The sequence below is a fragment of the Williamsia sp. MIQD14 genome (genome assembly GCF_051025635.1).
Taxonomy (GTDB): domain Bacteria; phylum Actinomycetota; class Actinomycetes; order Mycobacteriales; family Mycobacteriaceae; genus Williamsia_A.
The window spans coordinates 86,111-104,978 of record NZ_JBPFDG010000003.1 but is presented as its reverse complement, the minus strand read 5'-3'; the positions used below and the strand labels follow the sequence as shown (position 1 = coordinate 104,978).

16 protein-coding genes are annotated in these 18,868 nt (G+C 66.8%); 8 read left to right on the top strand and 8 right to left on the bottom strand.

The genetic code is table 11. From position 1 onward, the window contains the following. Positions 1 to 27 precede the first annotated feature (27 nt). Positions 28 to 438, top strand: a complete 411-nt coding sequence (locus ACQ7HM_RS11985; RefSeq protein ID WP_434216509.1) for a DUF302 domain-containing protein — start codon at positions 28 to 30, stop codon at positions 436 to 438. A 75-nt stretch (positions 439 to 513) separates the two neighbouring features. Beyond that, positions 514 to 780 carry a metal-sensitive transcriptional regulator gene (locus ACQ7HM_RS11980; protein WP_045821406.1) on the top strand — a complete coding sequence of 89 codons (267 nt, stop codon included), beginning with the start codon at positions 514 to 516 and terminating at the stop codon, positions 778 to 780. A gap of 294 nt (positions 781 to 1,074) precedes the next feature. Here ACQ7HM_RS11980 and ACQ7HM_RS11975 read toward each other — a convergent pair whose 3' ends face one another. Together ACQ7HM_RS11975 and ACQ7HM_RS11970 are read right to left on the bottom strand one after the other, a co-directional pair. Beyond that, positions 1,075 to 1,653, bottom strand: a complete 579-nt coding sequence (locus ACQ7HM_RS11975; protein ID WP_434216508.1) for a universal stress protein — start codon at positions 1,651 to 1,653, stop codon at positions 1,075 to 1,077. 45 nt (positions 1,654 to 1,698) lie between these two features. Then, the gene (locus tag ACQ7HM_RS11970) at positions 1,699 to 2,313 is read right to left on the bottom strand and encodes a MarR family winged helix-turn-helix transcriptional regulator (RefSeq protein ID WP_434216507.1); all 615 of its coding nucleotides are present in this window, start codon (positions 2,311 to 2,313) and stop codon (positions 1,699 to 1,701) included. Between the two features lie 60 nt (positions 2,314 to 2,373). On the opposite strand from ACQ7HM_RS11970, the gene ACQ7HM_RS11965 reads away from it, so the two are divergent. After that, positions 2,374 to 3,093, top strand: coding sequence for an SDR family NAD(P)-dependent oxidoreductase (locus ACQ7HM_RS11965; protein ID WP_434216506.1), 720 nt, complete (start codon positions 2,374 to 2,376; stop codon positions 3,091 to 3,093). Here the strand turns inward: ACQ7HM_RS11965 and ACQ7HM_RS11960 are convergent. The 5 genes from ACQ7HM_RS11960 to ACQ7HM_RS11940 form a co-directional block, all read right to left on the bottom strand. Further along, complete coding sequence (locus ACQ7HM_RS11960) at positions 3,085 to 4,350, bottom strand: IS110 family transposase (RefSeq protein ID WP_434216505.1); 1,266 nt, start codon at positions 4,348 to 4,350, stop codon at positions 3,085 to 3,087. The genes ACQ7HM_RS11965 and ACQ7HM_RS11960 overlap by 9 nt on opposite strands. Before the next feature lie 484 nt (positions 4,351 to 4,834). Continuing rightward, on the bottom strand, positions 4,835 to 5,881 hold the full coding sequence (locus tag ACQ7HM_RS11955; protein WP_434216504.1) for a hypothetical protein: 1,047 nt from the start codon (positions 5,879 to 5,881) through the stop codon (positions 4,835 to 4,837). A 12-nt stretch (positions 5,882 to 5,893) separates the two neighbouring features. Beyond that, positions 5,894 to 6,316: a hypothetical protein gene (locus ACQ7HM_RS11950; protein WP_434216503.1), complete on the bottom strand. Its 423-nt coding sequence runs from the start codon at positions 6,314 to 6,316 to the stop codon at positions 5,894 to 5,896. Between the two features lie 230 nt (positions 6,317 to 6,546). Next, the gene (locus tag ACQ7HM_RS11945; RefSeq protein WP_434216502.1) at positions 6,547 to 7,404 is read right to left on the bottom strand and encodes a ParB/RepB/Spo0J family partition protein; all 858 of its coding nucleotides are present in this window, start codon (positions 7,402 to 7,404) and stop codon (positions 6,547 to 6,549) included. 20 nt (positions 7,405 to 7,424) lie between these two features. Continuing rightward, positions 7,425 to 8,120: a ParA family protein gene (locus ACQ7HM_RS11940; RefSeq protein ID WP_434216501.1), complete on the bottom strand. Its 696-nt coding sequence runs from the start codon at positions 8,118 to 8,120 to the stop codon at positions 7,425 to 7,427. A gap of 743 nt (positions 8,121 to 8,863) precedes the next feature. Between ACQ7HM_RS11940 and ACQ7HM_RS11935 the strand changes: the two genes are divergently transcribed. Together ACQ7HM_RS11935 and ACQ7HM_RS11930 are read left to right on the top strand one after the other, a co-directional pair. Continuing rightward, positions 8,864 to 10,909 carry a hypothetical protein gene (locus tag ACQ7HM_RS11935; protein ID WP_434216500.1) on the top strand — a complete coding sequence of 682 codons (2,046 nt, stop codon included), beginning with the start codon at positions 8,864 to 8,866 and terminating at the stop codon, positions 10,907 to 10,909. A gap of 515 nt (positions 10,910 to 11,424) precedes the next feature. Then, positions 11,425 to 11,814, top strand: a complete 390-nt coding sequence (locus ACQ7HM_RS11930; RefSeq protein ID WP_434216942.1) for a VOC family protein — start codon at positions 11,425 to 11,427, stop codon at positions 11,812 to 11,814. A gap of 205 nt (positions 11,815 to 12,019) precedes the next feature. On the opposite strand, the gene ACQ7HM_RS11925 is transcribed toward ACQ7HM_RS11930, so the two are convergent. Beyond that, a complete protein-coding gene (locus tag ACQ7HM_RS11925) occupies positions 12,020 to 16,120 on the bottom strand; it encodes a beta strand repeat-containing protein (RefSeq protein WP_434216499.1) in 4,101 nt (1,366 codons plus the stop codon). Positions 16,121 to 16,172: 52 nt separating this feature from the next. Between ACQ7HM_RS11925 and ACQ7HM_RS11920 the strand changes: the two genes are divergently transcribed. The 3 genes from ACQ7HM_RS11920 to ACQ7HM_RS11910 all read left to right on the top strand — a co-directional run bounded on the left by ACQ7HM_RS11920 (position 16,173) and on the right by ACQ7HM_RS11910 (position 18,717). Further along, a complete protein-coding gene (locus tag ACQ7HM_RS11920) occupies positions 16,173 to 16,796 on the top strand; it encodes a hypothetical protein (RefSeq protein WP_434216498.1) in 624 nt (207 codons plus the stop codon). Between the two features lie 342 nt (positions 16,797 to 17,138). Continuing rightward, positions 17,139 to 17,699 (top strand): TetR/AcrR family transcriptional regulator, encoded by a 561-nt coding sequence (locus ACQ7HM_RS11915; RefSeq protein ID WP_434216497.1) that lies wholly within the window; start codon positions 17,139 to 17,141, stop codon positions 17,697 to 17,699. Between the two features lie 70 nt (positions 17,700 to 17,769). After that, complete coding sequence (locus ACQ7HM_RS11910) at positions 17,770 to 18,717, top strand: NAD-dependent epimerase/dehydratase family protein (protein ID WP_434216496.1); 948 nt, start codon at positions 17,770 to 17,772, stop codon at positions 18,715 to 18,717. Positions 18,718 to 18,868 lie beyond the last annotated feature (151 nt).

Sequence of the window (18,868 nt, the reverse complement as noted above, 5' to 3'; positions counted from 1 at the left end):
CTCAGCACCACCAACAAAGGAGACCCCATGAACCTCGGACTGACCACCACACTGACCGACACCGACTTCGACGACGCCAAGCAGAAAGTGACCGCCGCACTCGCCGATCAGGGGTTCGGCATCCTCACCGAGATCGATGTCCAGGCCACCATGAAGAAGAAGCTCGACGAGGACATGGAGCCCTACACCATCCTCGGCGCCTGCAACCCCACCCTCGCCCACCAGGCGCTCGGCGTGCAACCACAGATCGGAATGCTGTTGCCGTGCAACGTCGTCGTCCGTGCTGACACCTCCGACACCAGTGGCCGTTCCATGATCGTCGAGGCGATGAACCCCGACCTGATGGTGTCGGTCACCGGCGAGGCCGGCCTCGCACCAGTCGCGGCCCGGGCCTCGGAGCTCCTCGGCAACGCCATCGCCGCACTCGACAACCACTGACGTCACGTCGGTCCGAGCCCAGAGGTTGGTATGCCCCCGGGGGTAGACTCGCCGGACACGAAAAGGGAGGAACCCATGACCGGAGACGACGAAACCATCGCGGTGGTACTCAACCGGCTACGCCGCGCACACGGCCAACTCGGTGGGGTGATCTCGATGATCGAAAACGGCCGAAATTGCAAAGACGTCGTCACCCAACTCGCCGCCGTCTCCCGAGCCCTCGACAAAGCCGGCTTCAAGATCGTCGCCACGGGCCTCCGGGAATGCATCACCGGAGACCCCGACGCCAAAGAACCCATGACCGAGGAAGAACTCGAAAAACTCTTCCTCGCCCTCGCCTGAAGGCCTCCGCCAATCCCCACTCTCAATTGCGGCGCTCGCCGCGGGCACCGCGCCCGCGCAACGGCCGATTCGAGTGCAGGGACCGCATTGGTCCATTGGGCCTCAGATGCGAAGGTGGCGGCTGGTGGGTTCTTGTTCGGTGCCGTTTGCTGTTGCCTGCTTTCGGTGTCCTCGGTCACAGGCGATGTGTGCGTTCCGGACCGCGGTCGCGGCCGCGTTGTAGTTCGGCGATGCACTCCACTGTGGTAGCGCCGCCGGCAAGTCAGTCCGGGGAGGTTCGATTTGGGAGTTTTTTCACGACGTGGCCGGGACACTGAGGACCGGCCGATCGGCTTGATGGATGAGTTGCGCGGCGACGGTGTCGCCGAGGGCTTCACCAATTCGGGCCAGGAGGTCTCGGCGCGGAACACCGATCACGATGAACGCTGCGTCGAGGGTATCGGCGTCCTCGCGGATCCGGCGAGCAGCGGCTCCGTAGTACTCGCGGTAGGACCAGTGATCCCATCCTGCTTGCTGTAGTGAGCCGAGGGTGCGGGCACGGATGCGGGCGACTGCGTCTTCGGTGTCGGCTTCCCATTCGGAGTTGTCGGGGTCGACCGGGGTGTCGTCCGCATCGCGTACGTGCACGGCGCGCAAGTGGGCGTTGAGTTGGCGGGCCAGGTGCACAGCGGTCTGCACGGCGCAGGTACCGGCGTCACTGGCGTTGACTCCGACGATCAAGACCTGTGTGATCTGACCGAGATCGCCAGGCCCATCGATGTGGTGTGCGGTGTGCGGGTTGGTCATTTTATGCCTTTCATAGCGACATGACGACAGGCCCGTCGCGGCGGCCCCGACCAGAAACGACCACGTCCGTAGATCCCGTTCGAACACCGGGGCCACTTGACGAACACACAGACATCTCAGGCCGCTAAGAGGTCAAATTGTGGGCCGCGTTTGGTCGGTCTGCCTGGTGCCAGGTGGCCCGGTGTGGGACGAATTCGTTGTTGGTGGGATGTCTCCGACGTGGCTGATTTCCGCTGGCCCGAGGTGCGCTTGGAGATGGGAAAGGAGCTGCTGTAGTAGATCGGCGAGCTGTTGGCGCTGTCCTGGTTCCATACCGGCCAGCAGGGTTTCTTCGTTGATCAGGACCCTCGCTACGAGGTCGTCGACGAGCTGGTGGCCCGCGGCGGTGAGTTCAACGTCGACGACGCGGGAGTCCACTCGTGGCCGGCGGCGAACTAGCCCCGCCTTCTCGGCGCGAGCGAGACGCTGCGAAATAGCTCCAGCGGTGACCAAGGCGGCGTCGGCGAGCTCACGAGTCGTTAGCTGGTAGGGCCTTCCGGACCGGCGAAGGGTCGACAGCAGGTCCATGGTCGCCACGTCAGCGTTGAGTTCACGCAGCAACCTGGTCCGCTCGTCACCAAGGAGTTTCGCGGCCTGCCACACCCGTGTAACGACTCCGATCGATTCCACGGGCAGATCCGGACGCTCCCGCCGCCACGCTAGAGCGATCGCATCGACCGGGTCTACGACCTCATCACCTGTTGGCATCACCAGTCCCTTTCCGCTAGCGTCACGTTTAGACCTAAACATACATAGTGAGGAGAACGAGTGCCAACAATCGTGGTTACCGGAGGCGGGACTGGAATCGGCAAGGCCATCGCGCAGCAACTGGCCCATGACGGTACCGACGTCGTGGTCACTGGTCGACGGCGTGACGTGCTCGACGACACCGCCGCAGCGCTCGGCGGGGCGGTACGGGCCGTCGAGCTCGATGCGACCGACCCGTCGGCGGTGCGCACGTTCGCTGCGCAGATCGGCCGCGTTGATGTCCTGGTCAACAACGCCGGCGGCAACACCGACTTCGACCACCCCGCCCCCGTCGGGCTCGACGAGGTTGCCCGCGCATGGCGTAGAAATCTCGACAGCAACCTGATCAGCGCAGTTCTGATGACTGAAGCGTTGCTACCAGCGATGACAACCGGCGCGGCAATTATTTCGATTGGTTCTATCGCAGCCGACAAAGGCGCAGGCTCCTACGGTGCAGCCAAAGCAGGTTTAGCGTCGTGGAACATCGACCTCGCTCGCCGCGTAGGTGACGCTGGTATCACCGCCAACATCGTCTCACCCGGCTACATCGGCGAGACCGAGTTCTTCCGCGACGCACTCGACGACACCAGCGTCGAATCCATGGTCGAGGCAATCATCACCAAACGCGCCGGCACGCCCACAGACATCGCGCAGACTGTCGCGTTCCTTGCCTCACCCCACGCCCGCCAGATCACCGCCCAAACGTTCGCCGTCAACGGCGGCGAGCACCCCTCACGCTGAAGCCATTTCGACAATGAGCTGGTCCGATCGGTGCTCAATCGAGCGTTGCTGATGACCAAAGGCCCGGGCCTCGTCGTAGAGGGTTCTGGACTGTAGGCAGGTGTGGAGTTGGCCGAGGAATTTGTTGTAAAGGTTGCGTTGGGCGGCGCGGTTCCAGTCGCCGGTGGCGCGGCGCCGGTCGTAGTGCGCGCGTGCTCCGGGTGAGGCGGTGAGGCTGGCCAGGGTCCAGAACGTGCCGACCGATTCCAGCCGGTTGTTTTTGATCCGGCGGTGGGTGATCACGGTTTTCTTGCCGCTTGCCCTGGTCACTGGTGCAGCGCCGGCGTAGGCCTTCAGTCCGCGGGCATCAGCGAACCGTGCGCGGTCGTCGCCGATCTCACCGAGCAGTCGGGCACCGGAGGTTGTCGACAGGCCGGGAAAGCTGGTGATTATTGGCGCATCGGGATGCTCGTTGAACCGTTCGGCGGCCGCGGCAGCGAGGCGTTGTTCAGCGATTACCGCGGCGTCGTACTGATCGAGCAGCGCAAGTAGGTGCACTGCCATCGCCTCTTCGACCATGACAGGTTGCCGCAGATGCTTGGTCGATAAGATTGTGCGCAGCGAGGCGGCGTGGGTGGCGATGTAGCGTTCGCGGCCCGCTTTGACCAGCAACCCACGCAGCCGCGCCGGGGTGAGCGTTGCAGCGATTGTCGGCGTGGGTGCGCGCCGTAGAATGGTGCGTACATCGCAGCGGGTCAACCCGCCTGAGAGCATCGCCACCATCGCTACCGCGGCCGGGAAGTACTCACCCAATAACGCGGTGATCTTGTTGCCCATTGCGATCCGAGACCACACCGCGTCCTGATGCGCTCGAGCAAGGACCCGGATCGCTTTGGCCAACTCGCTATCAGCGGGCAGCGGGCGGTGCGCATGCAGGTCGGTGCGCACAATGTTGGCCAACACAATTGCGTCAGTCACGTCAGCTTTCGCCCCCGACACCGCGTGCCGCGTCCGATACCGGGCTGCCGCCAGCGGGTTAATGGCGTACACCGGCAACCCGGCAGCGACCATACTGGCCACCAGCAGGCCGTGATCGGTTTCGATCGCGACCGGAACATCCGCCTCGCCGCGGCCAGCGTCGTGAAGCGTCTCCAACAGTTGGCTAACCCCGGCTGCGTCGTTGGCGATACGGCGAGTCACGATCGGTGTGCCGTGCTCATCGACCACGGCCACGTCGTGATGGTCACTGGCCCAGTCGATCCCACAGTAGATGCTCACATAACCTCTTCCCTGCTCAATTCACATTTGGTCGGTCACGCGGTTGTGGGCCAACGAGGCAGTACGACGCCCTAATTGCAGGACTCAACGGGTCCGTCATCTCAGTGGTCATTGATGCCCCGGTACACGGACTCGCTCAATGCGAAGAACTCGACGGTTCGCGAACATAGATAAGAGCTCTGGATCCCGTGCACCCGGCCCACACCAACAAACCCACCACACCGGAACGCCGACACGTGTTGAGCGCGCCGGTCTGTGTAGAGACGTCGCGCGTCAGGAACCCAGAGACATCCACTCAAGACAGCTCGACGCCCCGGGCGGCAGGTGCAACCCGGCTGGGGTTACGAACCAATTAGGAACCCATCCGACCAGCATGGATCTCAGGCGGTGAGATCGTGGCCGCGGGGGCAGCGCTGTGGCGCTGTCTCGTGCCACGTCGCTGCTGCGCCGCGCGATCCGTGCCCAGCATGTGTGGACGGTAGTTTCAGTACCAGTCATTCCCATCGACCATGACTTCGTGGAGGGGAAGTCTTCGATGCTCTGATACCCACTCTTCCGTTGGTTCAGCCGAGTACAGGTCACCAACCGCGATCGAAAGCGGGCAGGAGTCCGCGGGAATGGCATCGGCCGCTGTTCGCAGCGATGCCCGTGTGGGCTCAGGAATCAGTTGCTCGTTCACTAGCGCCCTGCAGGCGCGGCGACGGTTCATGTCATGAAGAACCCAGGTGACCTGTCCGGGCGGATCTACTACTGCGGCAAGCCCGATGTCCTCCGAGGGGGAATCAATCTGGCCCGGGAACAGCTCGTCGTCGATGAGCCGCTCAACACAGGAACGCCACCGCACAAACTTCGTCGTCCATCCACTGGTCTGATCGTCGTCAAGAACCGCTCTGACCCTCGCGGTGAACTGGTTTCGACTAACCAGCTCGTCTCTCCCGTACAGCATGAGCGCTGTACGGGGAAACCTGTACGTGAGCTTCAAAACGAGGTCGCCAAGATAGCTCTGCAGGCCGTCAGCCGCGTCGAGAGCGGCGTAGGCCTGCTCCAGGGTTGGGCGGTAGCCAGCGTGTACGACGGTATTGCGGACACGCGCGGTTTCGTGCTGCCACGCGTTGAGGTCGGGCTGCTGAGCAGTGTTCCAGTCCCCCTTGAGAAAGACCTGCGTGTACTTCAGCGCCCGCTTCAACGTTGTCGTCACTTGCCCACGGTCGTAGAAGATGTGGACGCAGTCTTCCGGGCGGCGGCCGTCCTCCCAGAGGAGGTGTCGGAGTAAATCGTCGAGCAGAATCTCGCATCCCGTCGCGCTCGCCAGCACACTGGCACGGGTATCGCCTCGGAATGTCAATGCCAAACGGGCTTCGGACTGCGACGCGAGAGCTCCGCCAAGGAAGCCCTCGGCCCGAGCAACAAACGCGTTGACCCTGTCCATGTCGTCTTCTGTGAAATCGGAGCGCACAGCGATCGCCCGCATGTTCGCGGGTAGAAGGTAGAGGTTCACACCACCATCGGGGACGAACCCATGGGCGGTCACGGTGGCCGTCGCCTAGGGGATGGAAAGGGGCAGAGTTTGCAGCGTCAACGGACGCACGGTTCTGCCGCTGACATAGCTACACGCTCGTTGCACCTGCTGCACGCGTTCTATCGCCTGCTCCAACATGAGTCGCGGGATATCCAGCGTCTCCGGTGCGTCTACCTCGTATCGGACGCAACTGGCTTCAACGACGGTCACCGGGAGAGCCATTGGTTCTGTCGCCCAGTTTTGCTCCGACGACGGTTCGTCAAAATAGTCAGGGAATGCCAGCCGGGCCGCAGTAAATCCAAGGCCGGTTCGCTCTTCTTGAGGCTGAGCCGACCCGTTGATCTGCCAAAACTTGAGGGAAATGACCGAACTGGCCGGCCGCGCTTGGTCCGGAAAGTCCTCACGCGTCCAACCCTCGTCACGCGCGGGCCGCGGATCAGTGAACATCTGAATCGACCCTTGGGGCAGATCTAGTGGGTCCTCGAGCGGAAGAAACCAAACCCATGCAGGGAAACTCGTCTGACTAGCGATGTTGACCTCCAGCTGAACACACGGACCGGTGTCGGAGAACCACGTCTTTTGATTTGATTCTCACCCACCTTCAACGCGGACGCGCATTCGGTCAAGGCGCCGTTCGATCGCTAGACATCCCCTAACGGGCGGGCTCACCCGGTTGGCTACGTCTTTGGCGACAGACGCCGGTTTCGGGACAGCAGGACGATCAGCTCGTTGATCTGGGTCTCGTCATAGATCTCACAGACGGCAACCACTACATCCGTTGGTTGGGCCTTCACTCTGCGAAATGCCCGGGACATCACCGTCGCGGGTGTCACCGGCTCCGCCGCGACGTCAGCGGCCCCAGGGAATTCTCGGTCCGCTCCTCGGCGGTCTTGCGCCTTACGCCATGCGTCAACCTGCTGGGCCAGTGGCACCTGAGCGAGTGAGCGGGCGAGGCGTACGGCGAGCTCGCCATTGCGCAACGCGCGCTGCAGCTCGGGCGCGAGCTTGAGCAGCGCACGTCGTTGGGAGATCCAACCTGGACTGCGCCCGAGTCGTTCAGCCGCCGCCGTGGCGCTGCCGGTCTCAGCGACAAGGAGTTCGACGGCGTGAGCTTCCTCCAGGACGTCGAAGTCTTGGCGGTCGATGTTCTCCACGATCGCCGCCCACAGAATTGACTGCCTGTCGTGTGCGAGGGAGTCGCGGATGACGACATCCATTCCAGCCCGTTGGTAGTGGTGGCACGCTGCGAGGCGTCGGCAGCCGTTGACGACCACCCACCGTGCGGCACCCAACTGCGCCGCATCCTCGGGCCACAGAGCTAGCCACGCCGCACGCGTCACGACGGTGCCTGGTTGAAGTTGCCGGTCGGCGATGGTGGCGAGGTCCTCGAGGTTGCCCACCTCGTTGCGCGGGTTGCGCGGGTTCGCCACCAACTGTCCGAGGGGCACGTTCGCGCGGAACACGCCATCAGAGTTCCCTGGTGCGTCGACGGCGGAGCTGTCGCCGACCGAGCCGGCTAGGTCTGCGAGGTCCACGCGCCCTCCCTTGCCGGCCACTACTTGGCCCCGACTTCGAGTTCGAGGCACAGCCGCTGTACGTCCTCGCGGGCCTGCAAGGCCACGCGGGATGATCCGTACTCGGTGACGACGCGTCCCTCGGCGGCGGCACGCGAATGGACCTTGTAGTGCCGGACCACGGTGCGCGCCAGGGGCCACCCGCGCGACCGAACGAACGCCTGAGTCTGTTCGAGGTCGGAGCGTCCGTCGCGGGGGTCCCAGTCGTTGACCACCACCACGTACGGGATCCCCAATGGTTCGATGACCTTGGTGATTGTTCGTGCAGTCGGGTCGAACGCCAACGGCTCGGGAACAATGGGCACGATCACTAGATCCGCCGATGCAAGGACGGCGTCCAACGCGTAGCCGGTGCCACCGTTGTCCGTCGCCCCCGGGGTATCGCCGATCCAACCGGGAGTATCGACGATGACGTGGTCGACACCCGGCAGATGGCGCAGACGACCCAGCATCCCGACGTCGTCGTGGGCTTGGGCGATCCGGAACGGTAGATCAGCAACCCGGTCGGCCCACCACACCGCCGAGCCCTGCGGGTCGATCGACACCGCCAAAACCGGCGACACCTCCCCCTCCCTTGCCGGATCGGTGAGGACGTCTGCCTTTACCGCTGCGAGGTTCATCGCCAGCGTCGATTTACCGACCCCACCCTTCTGATTCATCACCACATGCACACCCATGGTCTCCACCTCCTAGCTCTGCTCGTAAACCACATGTCATCCGACGCTTCGCGCCGCTGGTGTTTACCGCGGTAAACCAGGCCGCTTGGCGGGCCTCGCGCGAACATCGCGCACGACAAGACATCGATCGAATACGGTTGATGGGAGGAGCGTTTGAACGACCTGTCAGCGCGACCTGGGAGAAACCGGCCAGTCCGCAGGCAGTCCGCAGCAGCACCGAAAGGGGCCCTCACTGACAAACACCCACAACGCCGCTCACCAGCAGAAACAGTGAATCCTCAACTGCGTCAACAACACCAAACTCCCAGGTGCGCTCGTTCGGGACGAAGAGGTCGTGGGTTCGAATCCCGCCACCCCGACGTGTTGGTTGAGACACAGATGAGGCCCTGACCAGGGAAACCCGGTCAGGGCTTCCTCGTTTCTCGGTCCTGTCGCCACGGCCTGGAACTTTCTGTCCGCAGAGCGTCCGCAGGAGATTCAGCCGGCGTCCGCAAAGTCACGTCACGAGCCCGGTCCAGAGCGGCCGCGACGGCCGTCGGTGCTGCACGACTACGGCAACAGCGTGGCCGGACTACTGCCCCGTCGAAGGACTACTGCACTTCGGTTAGCAGCGCTGCGCATCATCGACGCGACGAGTCCTCCTGCCATAGCGTCGGTTACAGCTGATGAACAGCCCTGCAGCGGGCGAGGAAAGGTCGACGACAGTGCGCACCCAGACAACATTCGTACGGCCGGTTCGGTCGATGGTGGCAGCCTCTGCCGCGGCAGCAGCTGTCGCGGCAGTGACGGGAGCGGTGGCCCCGTCTGCGGTCGCCATCGAGCGTCCGGTCGAATCGCCGCCCGCGGGCCTCGTACTCTCCGCCCACGCTGTCGCGATCCTCACCGGGAACACCACACCCGGGGATTCGACCGGCACGACGTCGCTCACCTCCGGTACCGCTCCCGACGGGTCGATCGGCGCGCGCACGTCAGCCGGTACCGGCGGAACCGGGTCGACATCGACGCCACAGCCTGCCGGCCCCCTGACCGAGGGACAGGTGGTGATCTCGAATGCGTTGAGCCCGTTGGTGACGACGTCGTTCACCCAGATACCGATGCGACTGTCCTTCACCCCGCTCGCGACCCGGACGCTGAATGGTTTGGGCCCCGGCGCCGCCGGATATGCGTTTCTGCCCACCGGCAACGCTGCGGGTACCGACTCGTTGTCGATGCTGATCCGGGTATTCATCGGCAACGGAACCGACGCCTCGGCCGACTGCGAGGGGGACGGGTGCAACGGCGGTGACGGCGGCCTGTTGTTCGGCAACGGCGGGGCCGGCGCCAACGGCGGCCACGGGGGCAACGCGGGACTGTTCGGCAGCGGAGGCCGAGGCGGCGATGCCGGCGGCATCGGGCAGACCGGCGGCGCCGGCGGCAATGCCGGACTGATCGGCAACGGCGGACAGGGAGGCGCGGGCAGCGCGGGCGCCCAGGGAGCGAACGGCGACGTCGCGGGCCAGAACGGCGGAAACGGAACCGTCGGCGGTGCCGGCGGGCGAGGAGGCAACGGTGGTCTCGTGCTCGGCGCCGGTGGAGCAGGCGGCGCCGGAGGCATCGGCGGAAACGGCGGCTACGGCGCCGCAGCGGCCTCGGGTCTCGACGGCTCGACCCCCGGCGCCAACGGAACTGACGGCACCGCAGGCGGCGGAGGCGGCAACGGCGGCCAGGGTGGCAACGCCGGCGCCGGAGGGCGCGGCGGGCTGATCGGCACGACGGGCGCCGCCGGCACCAATGGGAGCGGCGGTGCGGGCGGCAACGGAGCCGATGGCGGGAACGGCGGCAACGGCGTGAACGGGACCGCGGGTGCAGTCGGGATCGACGGAGCAGACGGCACGGCGCGCGGCGCATCCGGAGCCGTCGGGACCGATGGGACCGTCGGGGGCAGGGGAGGCAACGGCGGGAACGCGGGTGCGGGCGGGGCTCAGGGCAGCGGCGGCGCGGCGGGGATCGGTGGCACGGGTGGATCGGCAGGCGTTGCAGGCTTGTCGGGTCTGCAAGGGGTAGGCGGAAACGGTGCCGACGGTGGCCGCGGGGGCGACGGCGGGGCAGGTGGTGACGGGGTCGCGGGTGCCAATGGCGCCGCGGGGACTCCCGGTTATGAAGGCGGGCCGGGCCAAGCGGGACAGGTCGGTGGCGACGGCGGAAACGGCGGCAACGGAGGCGCCGGCGGCGAGGCCGGTACCGGTGGCTTCGGCCGTGTTTCCGGGACGAACGGTCAGACCGGAACCCGAGGCATCGGCGGAGACGGCGGGAGCGGGGCTCGAGGCGGTGACGGCGGTACCGGCGGCGCTGCTTCGAGCAACGGCGGCTTGCCGGCCGGCGGGGCGGGCGGAGCCGGTGGTGGTGGCGGACTCGCCGGCACCGGCGGCACGGGATCTGTGGCCGGCACCCGGGGCGCAGGCGGAAACGGCGGCAACGGAGGCGCCGGCGGTGCGTCCACGGGAAGCGGCAGCGGATTCCCCAGGGGCGGTGGCGGTGGAACCGGCGGAACCAGCGACACAGGCAACGGCGGCGACGGCGGCGACGGCGGCAACGCCTCATTGGTCGGCGGCGGTTTCCCTTCCGGCGGCGCAGGAGGTGCCGGCGGCACCAGCACTGCCGGCACCGGTGGAAACGGCGGGAGGGGCGGCAACGCGACCCTCGCCGGCACCGGGAGTCCCGCCGCCGGGACGGGTGGCGCGGCCGGCACCGGAGGGGCCGGCAACGGAGCCGTTGGGACGAACGGGACCGCAACCAAAACAGCCAACTGACTGCGAGTTGTCGGGAACACCGTTCGCTGACAACTGACAGCGTGATACCGAAACGCCCCGGTCGATCGGCCGGGGCGTTTCGTTGTTGCGCATCCAGGATTGGTTCACGACATCGGTTCTCGACCCGCACGGAAACGGACCTTCGACCGACCTGAACACCACCGAACGCCACGGGCGTACTCGTGTTACGCCGCCTGACACTCCTGCAACGTGAGGTCTCTCGGCAGCGAGGCGTCGGCGCATTCGAACCCATGTCGGCGGGGCACTCGAGGCTCGAACCTTGCCGTGCTGCCCGAGTTCGACGGCTCAGGTGCCGCGACGTGCCACTGGCGCTGGCGCCGGTCAGCGTGAGACCGAGCCAGCACAACGCCGTCAGCGAGAGCGTGCGCCGCCCAGAAGGACCCCGACTGCGTTGTTCTTCACCACCATCAACGGTGAACCGTTCCACAGCGAAGGAACCCTGCGTACATGGCGATCCCCATCGGAGTGACATGGCCTGTGCGACCCTGTGTCCCATGAGGATCACCGTCTGCAGCGTCCTCGTCGATGACCAGGCGACGGCGCACGCGTTTTACACCACTGTTCTCGGTTTCGTCACGAAGAGTGATGTGGAGATGGGTGAGCACAGGTGGCTGACAGTGGTCTCCCCCGACGCAGTCGACGGCGTCGAGTTGGTGCTCGAGCCGGCCGCGCACCCCGCGGCTGCGCCGTTCAGGGCCGCCCTCGTCCGCGACGGCATACCGTTCACGTCATTCGAGGTCGACAGCGTGTCCGAGGAGTACGAACGACTTCGCGGTCACGGCGTTCGCTTCACTCAAGAACCCACGTCGCAGGCATCGTTCACGACCGCCGTGTTCGACGACACCTGCGGCAACCTCATCCTCATCGCATCGAACGACAACTGACGACGCCAACCCGGACGCGCACCGCGACAACGGCTTCGAGGGCTGGTACGCCGATACCCTCTACCTGACGGCCCTGGCGGAGCCGCGACGGGCGAGCAACCGCGGAGTCACTCACCCGCGCCCGCCGCCCGCCGAGGATGTCGATGCCACGGCGGCCCTCCGCCGGGTCGAGGCGATCGCCCGCTGACACCGGGGGATCCTGTCGTCACCGGACCATGCACTCGATGCCGCCGTGACCGTCGCCGCTGCAATAGGTTGTGACACCGGGGGGAACTGTCGTGGTGGATGTCGTGGTCGTGACGATGATGGGCGGCGGGATCGGCCCGGGCGGCAGGATGACGACCGGGCTGCTCCCGGTGCCGAACTGGCCGGGGACGAACACTTGTGTGCCGCCGATGTTCGTCAGTATCAGTGGCAACGTCGTCGTGTCACCGGCCGGCGCAACCGGCACCGTGATCTCCACGGGAGTACTTCCCCCGTGTCCGTCGGTCAGCGTCACGGTGACGGTGTCCGTGGTCGGCCCCGAGGACGCGGCCGACATCCGGGCGAGGACGCTCGGCGTGTACACGAAAGACCCGGGATAACCGACGACCGGCGTCACGGTCCCGCCGCGTGTGCTGCCGCCGGGGGGGACGGCGTAGGAGATCGCGTCACCGTCGGCGTCATTGCCGACGATCGTGAAACCGACCGTCCCGGAGGTGCCGACGAAGAGGGGCACGTCTCCGATCGGGCCCGACCCGGCGCGGACGGTCGCGGTGGGGGCCGTGTTCGTCGGGGCGATGGCGACAATGACCGGTATGGCGACCGAGCCACCCCGACCATCGCCGGCGTTGACGGAGAACGAGTCGGTGGACGGTCCGCCACCTGCGGCAGAGTGCTGCGCCGTTGCGGACGGGGTGTAGGCGAAACCGCCTGTGCTGGAAATGGTCACGGTGCCGCCGTTGGTGGTCGTGCCGGTGGGTCCGCTGAACGTCACCGGGTCGCCGTCGGGGTCGGTCGCGGTGATCGAGCCGGTGACGACACCGCCGGAGCCCGGTGTGCCGACCGTTGTCGCTCCGGCGACAGGTGAACGGTTCGCCGGGAACGCGGCGATGGGCACCGTGGCCGTGACTGAGATGTTGCTGCCGTGACCGTCGACGACGACGGCGGTGATCGTGTCGGTGGTCGCCCCGCCAATGCCGGCGGCGGTGCGGGCGTCGGTGGTCGGCGTGTAGGTGAAGGTGCCGTCGGCGTTGATCGTCACCGATCCGTTGGCGGGGGTGCCGTTCTGGTACCAGGTGAGGGTGTCACCATCGGCGTCGGTGGCGGTCAAGGTGCCGGTGACCACGCCGGTGGCGGGGTTCGGAATGCCGACCGTCGTGGTCCCCGGGACGGGGTCGGTGTTGATCGGGCTGACGGGCACGACGACCGTGACCGGGACAGAGCCGCCGTGGCCGTCGGTGACGGTCACGGTGAACGTGTCGGAGAAGTTCCCCGTCGCCGCCGCGTCGTGGCGGGCCGCTGCGGTCGGTGTGTAGGTGAAGGAGCCGTCGACGGCGACGGTCACCGCGCCCCTGGCCGGGGTGCTCGCGGTGTAGGTGAGGGCATCGCCGTCGGCGTCGGTGACGGTGATCGTCCCGGTCACGACGTTGGTGGCCTGGGTGACGCCGGTGATCGTCGACCCGTTCGTGAACGGCGCCACCACGGGCGCCTGGTTCGCCGGCGTGACCGGTACGACGACGGTGACGGGCGGCGTGGTGCCTCCGTGCCCATCGGTCGCGGTGATCGCGAACGCGTCGGTGGTCGGTCCACCCGCTGCCGCCGCGTGTGCTGCGACGCCGGGGGTGTAGGTGAACGTCCCGTCGGTGTGGACCACCACGACGCCGCCGTTGATGGCCGAGGTCGCCGTGTAGATGAGCGGATCTCCGTCGGGGTCGGTGATCGACACCCTGCCCGAGACGACGCCGTTCGTGCCGGCCGTGTTGACGGTGGTCGTCCCGACCACCGGTGCCCGGTTCGTGGGCGAGATGGGCACGGTGACAGCGATGTTCGTCGTTTCCCCGTGCCCGTCGTCGACGGTGGCCACGAACGAGTCGGAGGCGACTCCACCCGGCGCGGATGCGGCATGGCGTGCTGCCGCAGTGGGCACGTACGAGTAGGTGCCGTCGGTCGACACCGTGATCGACCCGCCGCCGGCGGTGAGACCACTGCTCGGCGCACGGAACTTCAGGCGGTCGCCGTCGGCGTCGGTGGCGGTGATCGTCCCGGTGACCTGACCGGTCACCGTCGACACCACGGTCGCCGACGAGGTTCCGGCCACCGGCGCCGCATTGGCGGGGGACACGGCCACGGTCACCGTGATCGGCGTCGACCCGCCACGACCGTCGGAGGCGGTGACGGTGAACGTGTCCCAGGTGGTCGGTGCGCTCTGGTCCGACGATGCGGCGTGCCGTGCCGCGGCGGTCGGGGTGTAGGTGAAGTTCCCGGAACCGTCTACGACGACCATGCCGCCTCGGGTGCTCACACCGCCGGCCGGTGCGCTGAAGGTGACAGGGTCGCCGTCGGGGTCGGCCGCCGAGACCGAGCCCACGACAACGCCGTTCGCGCCGGGCGAGTTGACTATGGTGATCCCCGCGACCGGGGGCCGACCGATTGCTGCGATCGGCACCACCACGGTGATCGGGGTGGCACCGCCGTGCCCGTCGGAGGCGATCACGGTGAACGTGTCGCTCGTCGGACCGCTCGCGCCGGCTCCGGCCGCAGGGGTGTAGGTGAACCCGCCGCTCGAGGAGACCACCACGGTCCCCCGCGTCGGGATGGTGCCCGAACCGCTTCCGGCCGTGTAGGTGACGGTGTCCTGATCGGCGTCGGTCGCCGTGACCGCACCCGTCACGACACCGTTCACACCAGGCGCGCCCACCGTCGTCGTGCCCGCAACCGGTGCTGCGTTGGCCGCGGCGATCGGCACCACGACGCTGATCGGGGTCGACCCGCCGTGACCGTCGGATGCGGTAACGGTGAACGAGTCCGTGGTGGCCCCACCCGGTGCGGCCGCGGCGTGTTGCTGCACTGTGGTCGGCTGATAGATGAACTGCCCGGTGGTCGACACCTGCACCGTGCCGCCGCCCGCGGAGGTGAACGGGCCGGCGAAGCTGATGGTGTCCCCGTCGGGATCGGTGGCGGTGACCGTTCCGCCGAGGAAGCCGTTCGGCGCTGCCGGGTCGAGGGTCGTAGTGCCGGCGACCGGCGCCCGGTTCGTCGAGGCGATCGGCACAACCAAGCTGATCGGGATCACGCCACCGTGCCCGTCGTTCGCGGTGACGGTGAACGAATCCGAGGTCGGGCCGCCTGCGGCCGCGGCGTGCTGCGCGGTGCTGGTCGGGGTGTAGGTGAATCCGCCTGTCGCAGTGACCGTCACGGTGCCGCGGCTCGGTGAACCGGTTCCCGCGGTGTAGGTGACGGCGTCCCTGTCGGCGTCGGTCGTCGAGACCACGCCCGTGACAACACCATTCGCGTCCGGCGTGTCGAAGGTGGTGGTGCCGGCCACCGGCGCCTGATTCGCAGGCAGGACCGACACCACGACGCTGATCGGGGTGGCGCCACCGTGGCCGTCGGAGGCGGTGATGGTGAACCCGTCCGACGACGCCGAGGTCGGCGCGCTGGTCGATGCGGCGTCGTGGCGAGCGGTGGCGGTCGGGGTGTAGACGAACCCACCAGTGCTGCTGACCACGACACTGCCCTTACCGGGAGTCGAGGCGGAGTAGGTGATCGGGTCGTTGTCCCTGTCGGTCACCGACACCGATCCCGCGACCACACCGTTCACACCCGGCGTGCCGACCGTCGTCGCGCCCGCCGTGGGGGCCGTGTTCTGCGGCAGCACCGGGACGGTCACCACCACCGAGGACCTCGAGATCCAGTTACTCGCGGTCACCGTGAACGAATCCGTGGTCGTCGCACCCGGTGCCGATGCGGCATGCCGTGTCGCGACGGTCGGGGTGTAGACGAACTGGCCGTTCTTGTCGACACTCGCCGTGCCGCCGGCAGGCGCGGTGATCGTGTACACCTGCGGCAGGAAGAACGGGCTGGTGAACTGCGCGCTCCCGGTGACCTGACCCGTAGAAGGGTTGATGGTCGTCGGCGCGTTCTGGTTCGTGCGATACGGATCGAACACCGACTGGATCCGTCGGAAGAACGCCGCCACGAGATCACCGAGCGGGTTGACCACCGGCGCCGGCGCCACCGGCAAGCCCGTCGTCTGATTCGTCACCGCCACCGGCAAACCCAGCAGGGTCAACCCCACCGCCGCGAACGCCGACACCGGCGCCACCACAGACTGCTTCGACTGCGCTGCCGCGGAACGCAACACCGCCGGCGCCGACGTGACGTCGGTCGAGACGGGCGCGCTGACCGGCGGCGTGGCCGCTGTGGTCGAGGGAGTCGACGATCCCGCTGCGGGCGTCGACGATGACGTGGTCGAGGGCGACGTCGGAGCCGGGCCGGTCGTCGGCGTCACGGAACCACCGTTGGACGGTGCGCGCCCTGTCGAGGTCGGAGTTGTCGCCGAACCGGTCGTTGTGGTCGTTGCCGGTGTGGAGCCGGTACCGGCCGCTCCGGTGGACGGGGTGGACGGGGTGGACGCGCCACCTGAGGCAGATCCCGACGTCGACGGCGCCGATGCTGTCGGACCGACGGAACCCGGCGCGGTCGACGGAACCGACGGGCTCGCAGCTCCCGAAGTCGGTGCGGGAGTCGAGGTGGGGGCGGGAGTTGAGGTGGTCGAGGAATCCATCGGAGTGCTCGCAGTGGCGCCAGAGCCACCTGTCGCGTCGACAGTCGAAGCGTTGCCGGAGGCAGTGCTCGACGACGCCGACTCAGCCGACGACGATGCCGTCGTCGAACCGGTGAGGGTGTCCGCGCCGGCGACGGCGCTCTGCCCGGCGAACAACGCCGCGCCGACACCCATCGCCACCGCGCCCGTCTTCATCCACACCGGCACCTCGTGATGCTGCCCCGGCGCGCGATGACGACCCGACGCCCGCTTGGCGGCCTGGACCGCCCGCGCCTTGGCCTTCGCACGATTCTTCACCCGATGAGCACTCATGACCGTGAACCCGTTTTTCTACGCGACGACTCTGAAGGTGTGCCCACCCCGTACTGAGCCCGCACCTATGTCACGGTCACAACCAGCAAAAAAGGATCACACGCCATTACTGGCCGCAGCGTAAAACCCGACTGCAATTATTTTGCAAATGTGAGCATCGCAAAATATGTGCAACGCGTTCCGTAGGCCACCCCTGGTTATGCGACCCCTTGCAATCCCTATGCGTGAGTGTACAGTCACTCACATGCCTTCTCGGACACTGAGTACCGCCGACGAGCGCACAGACGCCCTGGTCGCCGCCGCGGTGTCGGTCTTCGCCCGGACCGGTTTTCATGCGACACCGGTGGCGGCGGTGGCGGCGGAGGCGGGCATCTCCACGGCGTACGCGTTCAAGTTGTTCGAGTCCAAGATCGACCTGTTCATCGCCGCAGTCGACAATTGCTACGAGCGAATTGTCAGGACGCTGCGTGCAGCGGTACGCGACGACGTCTCGGGCACTCGCGCGCTCGATGACATGGGTCGCGCCTACGCAGCTCTGATCGCTGATCGATCGCTGCTGATGCTGCAGGTGCACGCGCTGGCCGCGGCGTCTGAACCGAAGATCCGCGCGGCGGTGCGTCGCGGTACCGGAAACATCGTGGACATGGCGCGAGCGATCACCGGTGCCCCGGACTCCGAGATCCGCGAGTTCATGGCAGTCGGCCAGCTGTGCCACCTGTTGACGGCCGTCGATGCGTTCGCACTCGACGACGACTGGGCGCACGCCATGACAGAGGGCATCGAACACTCCGCACCTCACGCGTGACCCGTCGCAACAGACGGGCACCCGACAGCTTGGTCGCCAAGTGAGTGACCAGTCAATGAAAGGAACACAGATGTCCACTCGAGACCTCCACGTGGTTCTGGGCGCAGGTCCTGCCGGCCGCACCATCGTCGACGAATTACGAGCCCAAGGGTTGGCCACCCGGCTCGTGTCACGCTCGCCGGTGGTCGTCGACGATCCCGCGGTCGAGACCGTCGTCGCCGACGTGCGCGATCAGGCGGCCACGACAGCGGCTATCGACGGCGCGACGGTCGTCTACCACGCCGTGAACGTGCCGTACCACCGCCAGACCGCCGACATGCCGCACATCGCCGATGCCGTCATCGGCGCTGCTGCACACCACGATTCGACACTCGTCGTCCTCGACACGCTCTATCCCTACGGCACCGCCGGTGGCGAGCACATCACCGAGGACACCCCGTGGGCCGCCACCTCGCGCAAGGGCATGATGCGTGCCGATCTCGATCGCCGATACCTCGCCGCCCACGAGGCAGGAACGGTCCGCGTCTCGCTGGGACGGGCCGCCGACTTCTTCGGGCCGGGGGTGTTCGGGTCGACACTGGGCGCGACCTTCTTTCCCGCCGCGATCCAGGGCGAACCCGTGATCGCCTTCGGGGACATCGACCTGCCACATTCGTACTCGTACGTTCCCGACGTCGCGGCAGGTCTCGTGACCATGGGCTGCGACGATCGCGCGTGGGGGCGGGTCTGGCACCTCCCGACAGTCCCCGCGGTGTCCACTCGGACGATCCATCACGCGGTGAGTGAGATCCTCGGACGCCCACTCGCGGCCGACGTCATCGCCGAACCCACGCCCGTGGGGCCCTTCGACGCACAGTTCATGGACGAGTACGCCGAGATGTTCTACCAGCACCTCATCGCACAGAACATGGTGTCGACTGCCTTCGAGTCGATGTTCGACCAGCACCCCACACCGCTACGCGACGCCCTACAGACCACTCTCGACTGGTTCGCTCGACTCACCTCACACGGTGAGTGATCAGTCAATCGACCGAACTGCTCGGCCCCCGGAGCGCCTCGACGAGCAGACCTTCGGCCGAGAACAGCTCTCGCGACGGCGCATCTCACGAACCAGGCCTGCGGCAGGGTTCGACGCCGGCCCGTACGTCTACGTCCAGGTCCATTCTGGG

Excerpts from the sequence above, each read along its gene's own strand:
- ACQ7HM_RS11950 (WP_434216503.1), bottom strand. The coding sequence starts at position 6,316 with ATGTTCACTGATCCGCGGCCCGCGCGTGACGAGGGTTGGACGCGTGAG.
- ACQ7HM_RS11970 (WP_434216507.1), bottom strand. The coding sequence starts at position 2,313 with ATGCCAACAGGTGATGAGGTCGTAGACCCGGTCGATGCGATCGCTCTA.
- ACQ7HM_RS11935 (WP_434216500.1), top strand. The coding sequence starts at position 8,864 with ATGGTGGCAGCCTCTGCCGCGGCAGCAGCTGTCGCGGCAGTGACGGGA.
- ACQ7HM_RS11980 (WP_045821406.1), top strand. The coding sequence starts at position 514 with ATGACCGGAGACGACGAAACCATCGCGGTGGTACTCAACCGGCTACGC.
- ACQ7HM_RS11910 (WP_434216496.1), top strand. The coding sequence starts at position 17,770 with ATGTCCACTCGAGACCTCCACGTGGTTCTGGGCGCAGGTCCTGCCGGC.
- ACQ7HM_RS11940 (WP_434216501.1), bottom strand. The coding sequence starts at position 8,120 with ATGGGTGTGCATGTGGTGATGAATCAGAAGGGTGGGGTCGGTAAATCG.
- ACQ7HM_RS11985 (WP_434216509.1), top strand. The coding sequence starts at position 28 with ATGAACCTCGGACTGACCACCACACTGACCGACACCGACTTCGACGAC.
- ACQ7HM_RS11915 (WP_434216497.1), top strand. The coding sequence starts at position 17,139 with ATGCCTTCTCGGACACTGAGTACCGCCGACGAGCGCACAGACGCCCTG.
- ACQ7HM_RS11930 (WP_434216942.1), top strand. The coding sequence starts at position 11,425 with ATGAGGATCACCGTCTGCAGCGTCCTCGTCGATGACCAGGCGACGGCG.